The sequence below is a fragment of the Kitasatospora sp. NPDC057198 genome (assembly GCF_042670125.1).
Taxonomy (GTDB): Bacteria; Actinomycetota; Actinomycetes; order Streptomycetales; family Streptomycetaceae; genus Kitasatospora.
Genome location: NZ_JBHUWH010000586.1, coordinates 1 through 4,327, shown reverse-complemented (window position 1 = coordinate 4,327; position 4,327 = coordinate 1). Strand labels below are relative to the sequence as shown.

Here is a 4,327-nt window from a genome sequence, read left to right as displayed (position 1 = left end):
TCCGCATCCCGCCCGGCCCGAGCCGGGCGGCCTCCGGCGCCGGCAGGTCGACCAGCCGGCCGACCCGGCCGGAGGCGGCGGCGGGCAGGCCGATCCACAGGTCCAGGCCGAGCGGGGCGGCGATCTCCTCCGCGAAGTACCGCCCCACGCTGCGGCCCCCGGCCCGCCGGACCACCTCGCCGACCAGCCAGCCGAAGGTCAGCGGGTGGTAGCCGTGCGCGGTGCCGGGCTCCCAGGCGGGGGCCTGGGCGGCGACGGCCGCGGCCGCCGGCTCCCAGGCCAGCACGTCCTCGATCCGCAGCGGCACGTCCAGCGCGGGCAGCCCGGCCTGGTGCGAGAGCAGCCAGCGCACCGGGACGCGCTCCTTCCCGGCCCGCGCGAACTCCGGCCAGTACGAGGCCACCGGCGCGTCCAGGTCGAGCAGCCCGCGCTGCACGAGGTGCAGCGCGGCGGCGGCGGTCAGCCCCTTGGTGACGGAGCGCAGCACCTGCGCCGTCCCCTCCTGCCAGCCGACCGCCGGATCCGGCCGCGCGCCGACCTCGGGCCGGGCGTCCCCGCCCCACAGGTCGACCACCTTCCGCCCGTCCAGGTACAGCGCGAAGGCCGCACCCAACTCCCCGTACTGCCGGAAGTTGCCCGCGAACGCGTCCCGGACCGGCTCGAAGCCGTCCGCCACGAAACCCCGGATCTGCTGGTTCTCCACCAGCCCACCCTAAACACTCGAAGGCGTCACTCCACCGTCCACCCGATGTGGCCGATGCCGGAGGAGTAGATGGCGCAGTGGCCGGAGGACTCCTGGGTCTGCCCCGGCCAGGCGGTCACCGAGTTGCCCGTCACGTCCGGCGCCCAGCCGCAGACGATGTCGGCGTGGAAGGTGATCGGGCCACCGGTGTTGTTGGTGCAGTCGACGCCTCCGTACAGCGGGTCGTTGTTGTGGATCCAGGTGGTGCAGTCCAGGCCCGAGCGGACGGACTCGGCAGCGGGCGCGGGGGCCGCCGAGGCGGGCAGCGCGGTGGTGAGCGCGACCAGTGCGGCAGCGGCGGACAGGACGACGGCGCGGTTCTTCAACTCGGCTCCTCGGGATGGTTCCTGATGGTTCGCCCGGTTCATCCCCCGACCGACCGCTACGTATACCAACTCTTTCGGGTGACACCGCCCCGGCACCGCGGCGGAGCCCCGCCGCCCGCCACAATGGGCGCCATGGAGAACCCCGCGACCCCCGACCCCTCCCCCGCCACCCCCTCGGCCGCCCCCTCCCCCACCACTCCCGCGACCGACCTCGACGAGGTCCTCGACGTGGTCGACGAGCAGGACCGGGTGCTGCGCACCGCGCCCCGCTCCGAGGTCTACCGCGACGGCCTGGTCCACCGCTGCGTCTTCGTCCTGGTCCGCGACCCGCGGGGCCGGATCTTCACCCACCGCCGCACCGACACCAAGGCGTTCGCCCCCGGCGCGTACGACTGCTTCGTCGGCGGCGTGGTCGGCGCCGGCGAGGGCTACCCCGAGGCCGCCGTCCGGGAGGCCGAGGAGGAACTCGGCGTCAGCGGCGTCCGCACCCGCCCGCTGTTCCGCTTCCTGTACAGCGACGGCGACCGCCACAACTGGTGGTCCGACGTCCACGAGGCCGAGTGGGACGGCCCGGTGCACCCGCAGGAGTCCGAGGTCGCCTGGTACGACTGGCTGACCGAGGAGCAGCTCGCCGAACGCCTCGACACCTGGGAGTTCGTCCCCGACGGCCGCGAGGCGTACCGCCGCTACCTGGCCCTGCGCAGCATCGGCTGATCGGCCCGCGGAGGCCCTAGGGTGGGCCGCATGGCTTCCCGTACGCCGTCCGCGGCCCCCCGCGCGGAGGAACAGCACTCCGCCACCCGTGCGCCCCGCCGCCGGCTGAGCGTCGACGAGCGCCGCGAACAGCTCATCGCGGTGGCGCTCCAGCTGTTCTCGGACCGCGCGCCCGAGGACGTCTCGATCGACGACATCGCCGCCGCCGCGGGCGCCTCCCGCCCGCTGGTGTACCACTACTTCCCCGGCAAGCAGGCCCTGTACGAGGAGGCCCTGCGCCGGGCCGGACGGGAACTGGCCGGACGCTTCGAGGAACCCGGCGAGGGCCCGCTCTCCGAGCGCCTCCACCGCGTCATGGGCCGCTACCTCGACTTCGTGCAGTCCCACGCCGCGGGCTTCACCGCCCTGCTGCGCGGCGGCCCGGTCGTCGCCGGCCCCGACGCGGGCGCCGTCATCGACCAGGTCCGGCGGGCCGCGCAGGAGCAGATCCTGCTGCACCTCGGCCTCCCCGACCCGAGCCCCGTCCTGCGCCGCACCGTCCGCGCCTGGATCGCCAACGCCGAGATCAGCTCGCTGGACTGGCTCACCGACAAGCCCGTCCCGGTCGAAACCCTGCAACTGCACCTCGTCCAGGAACTCGTCGCCGCACTCGCCGTCGCCGCCACCCGGGACGGGCAACTCGCCGCCGTACTGGGCGAGTTCTTCGCCGCCGAACAGCCCGACGGCCCCACCGCCCGCCTGGTCCGCGACCTCGCCGACACCTTCGCCGCCCCCGCCCTGGCCGACTCCCTCCTCCACCTCGCCGCCCCGCCCGCCCCGTGACCCGTCCGCCCGGCCCTCCCCCCGCCGCCACCGTCCCTCCCCCCGCCAACCACCGCACACCAACCAGACCCACCCTCCACCGCCGGTCGGGTCTGATAAAAAGTGGCTGAACTGTCCACACCCGAGAACGAGGGGGCTCGGCGAATGACGCAGGACGGCTTCGCCGCCGCAGACCGGATCACGGCCACGCTGGACGCGGCGTGCGCCGCACTTCTCGGCAGCCGCGCCACCCACTACCAGGCCGAGGCGCTCACCGCGTTCCGCCGCTCCGAACACCCCGCCGCCCAGGCCCTGTTCGGCCTGCGGATCAGCCAGATCGGCCCCGGGCTGCTCGCCGTGCGGAAGCTCGGCACCGTCGTCGAGGTGGCCGGCCTCCGCCGCCCGAACGCCGCCGCCGGCCGCGAGGCCGTGCCGGTGCTGACGAACCGCTTCGGTGCGTCGGCGCTCGGCCTGACCGACCTGGCGTCGGCGTCCGCGCTGCGCCTGTCCGCCGAGCCGACCGGCCTGGAGGGCGACGACCTGGCCGGGTTCACCCCGGCCCTCGCCGCGCTCGCCGAGCCCCGGACGACCGTCGCGCCCGAGGAGCTGTCGACCGGTTCGGGGGTGGAGGCGCGCCTGGTGGTGCCGCCCGCGTTCCACACCCTGACGGTCCGGGGTTCGGGCAACGCGCTGTCCGCCCACCTGGCGGAGACCGCCGAGGAGGTGTTCTCGGGCGGTTCCCCGGCCGAGCGCAACGACTTCGCGGTGGTCGCGGCGCTGCTCGCCGAGCAGTTCGCGGCGGCGAACGTCGCCTACGCGGGCGTCGGCGCGCTGCTGGTCAACGGCCGCCGCTCCCGGGTCTCGCTGGTGGTGTCGACCGTCCAGTGCTCGCAGCCGATCCAGGACCTCGCGGTGGACCTGTCCACCGAGCGCCCGTACGCCGAGGTGTGGACGGTGCTGCTGCCGGCCGGTCCGGCGGCGCTGCTGGTGGAGACCCGGGCCGTCCCGGCGCTGAAGGAGCTGCGGGACGAGAGCCCGTCCGGCCGGGTGGTGAGCACCGCGGTCGAGGCGTTCCTGCCGATGCCGGACGGGGCCACCGTGCTGACCGTCCAGATGACCACCTCGGACACCGAGGACTGGGACGTGTACACCGAGGTGTTCGCGGACCTGCTCTGCACCGTCCAACTCGCCTGGGACGGCGTGTCGGTGGCCCCGGCGCCGGTCCCGGTGGGCCGGGCCCACCCGGCCCGGCCCGCGACGGTCCCCGCACAGGCCCCGGCCGCCGCCGCCCCGGCCGCCACCGCCCCGGCCGCGCCGACCGCCCCGCCCGCTCCGCCGGCGCAGGTGCCGGTCGCGGCGCCCGAGCCGCCCGAGAGCCCGTCGGGGACGGCGGTGCGAGTGCCGCCCTCCGACTTCAACCCGTTCGCCGCCCCGGCCCCCGGCGACCTGCCCGCGCAAGCGACCGGCTCCCCGGTGCTGGCCTCCGCGGACGCCTTCGCCCTGGCCGAGCCCACCCCCGCCCCGGCGCCCACCCCGGCCCCCGAGCCCGCCCCCGCGCCCGCCTTCGTGCCCGAGCCCGAGCCGGAGCCGGAGCCGGAGCCCGCTCCGCCGGTCGCCGCGACGGCCGCGCCGGTCGAGGACGAGGAGCCGAAGGGCCGCCTGGTCAAGGTCCCGCCGCCGGACTTCAACCCCTTCGCCCAGACCACCAGCCCCGCCGCCCCGGCTGCCCCGGCCCAGGCCGCAC

At 76.1% G+C, this 4,327-nt stretch carries 4 protein-coding genes and 1 pseudogene; 3 read left to right on the top strand and 2 right to left on the bottom strand.

Features of this window, described 5'->3' with window-relative positions:
• Together ACFUEL_RS35970 and ACFUEL_RS35965 are read right to left on the bottom strand one after the other, a co-directional pair.
• Window positions 1–703, bottom strand: a 703-nt coding sequence (locus tag ACFUEL_RS35970) for a serine hydrolase domain-containing protein (protein WP_380241838.1), incomplete at its 3' end; no start/stop codon positions are given.
• 26 nt (window positions 704–729) lie between these two features.
• Entirely contained in the window at window positions 730–1,068 is a 339-nt protein-coding gene (locus tag ACFUEL_RS35965) for a hypothetical protein (RefSeq protein WP_380241836.1), read from the bottom strand.
• Between the two features lie 123 nt (window positions 1,069–1,191).
• Here ACFUEL_RS35965 and ACFUEL_RS35960 point away from each other — a divergent pair, with 123 nt between their 5' ends.
• From ACFUEL_RS35960 to ACFUEL_RS35950, 3 genes and pseudogenes are all read left to right on the top strand, one after another.
• A complete protein-coding gene (locus ACFUEL_RS35960) occupies window positions 1,192–1,782 on the top strand; it encodes an NUDIX hydrolase (protein ID WP_380241840.1) in 591 nt (196 codons plus the stop codon).
• Window positions 1,783–1,812: 30 nt separating this feature from the next.
• Entirely contained in the window at window positions 1,813–2,604 is a 792-nt protein-coding gene (locus ACFUEL_RS35955; RefSeq protein WP_380241834.1) for a TetR/AcrR family transcriptional regulator, read from the top strand.
• A 144-nt stretch (window positions 2,605–2,748) separates the two neighbouring features.
• Window positions 2,749–4,327: pseudogene (locus tag ACFUEL_RS35950) on the top strand (hypothetical protein); the annotation flags it as partial.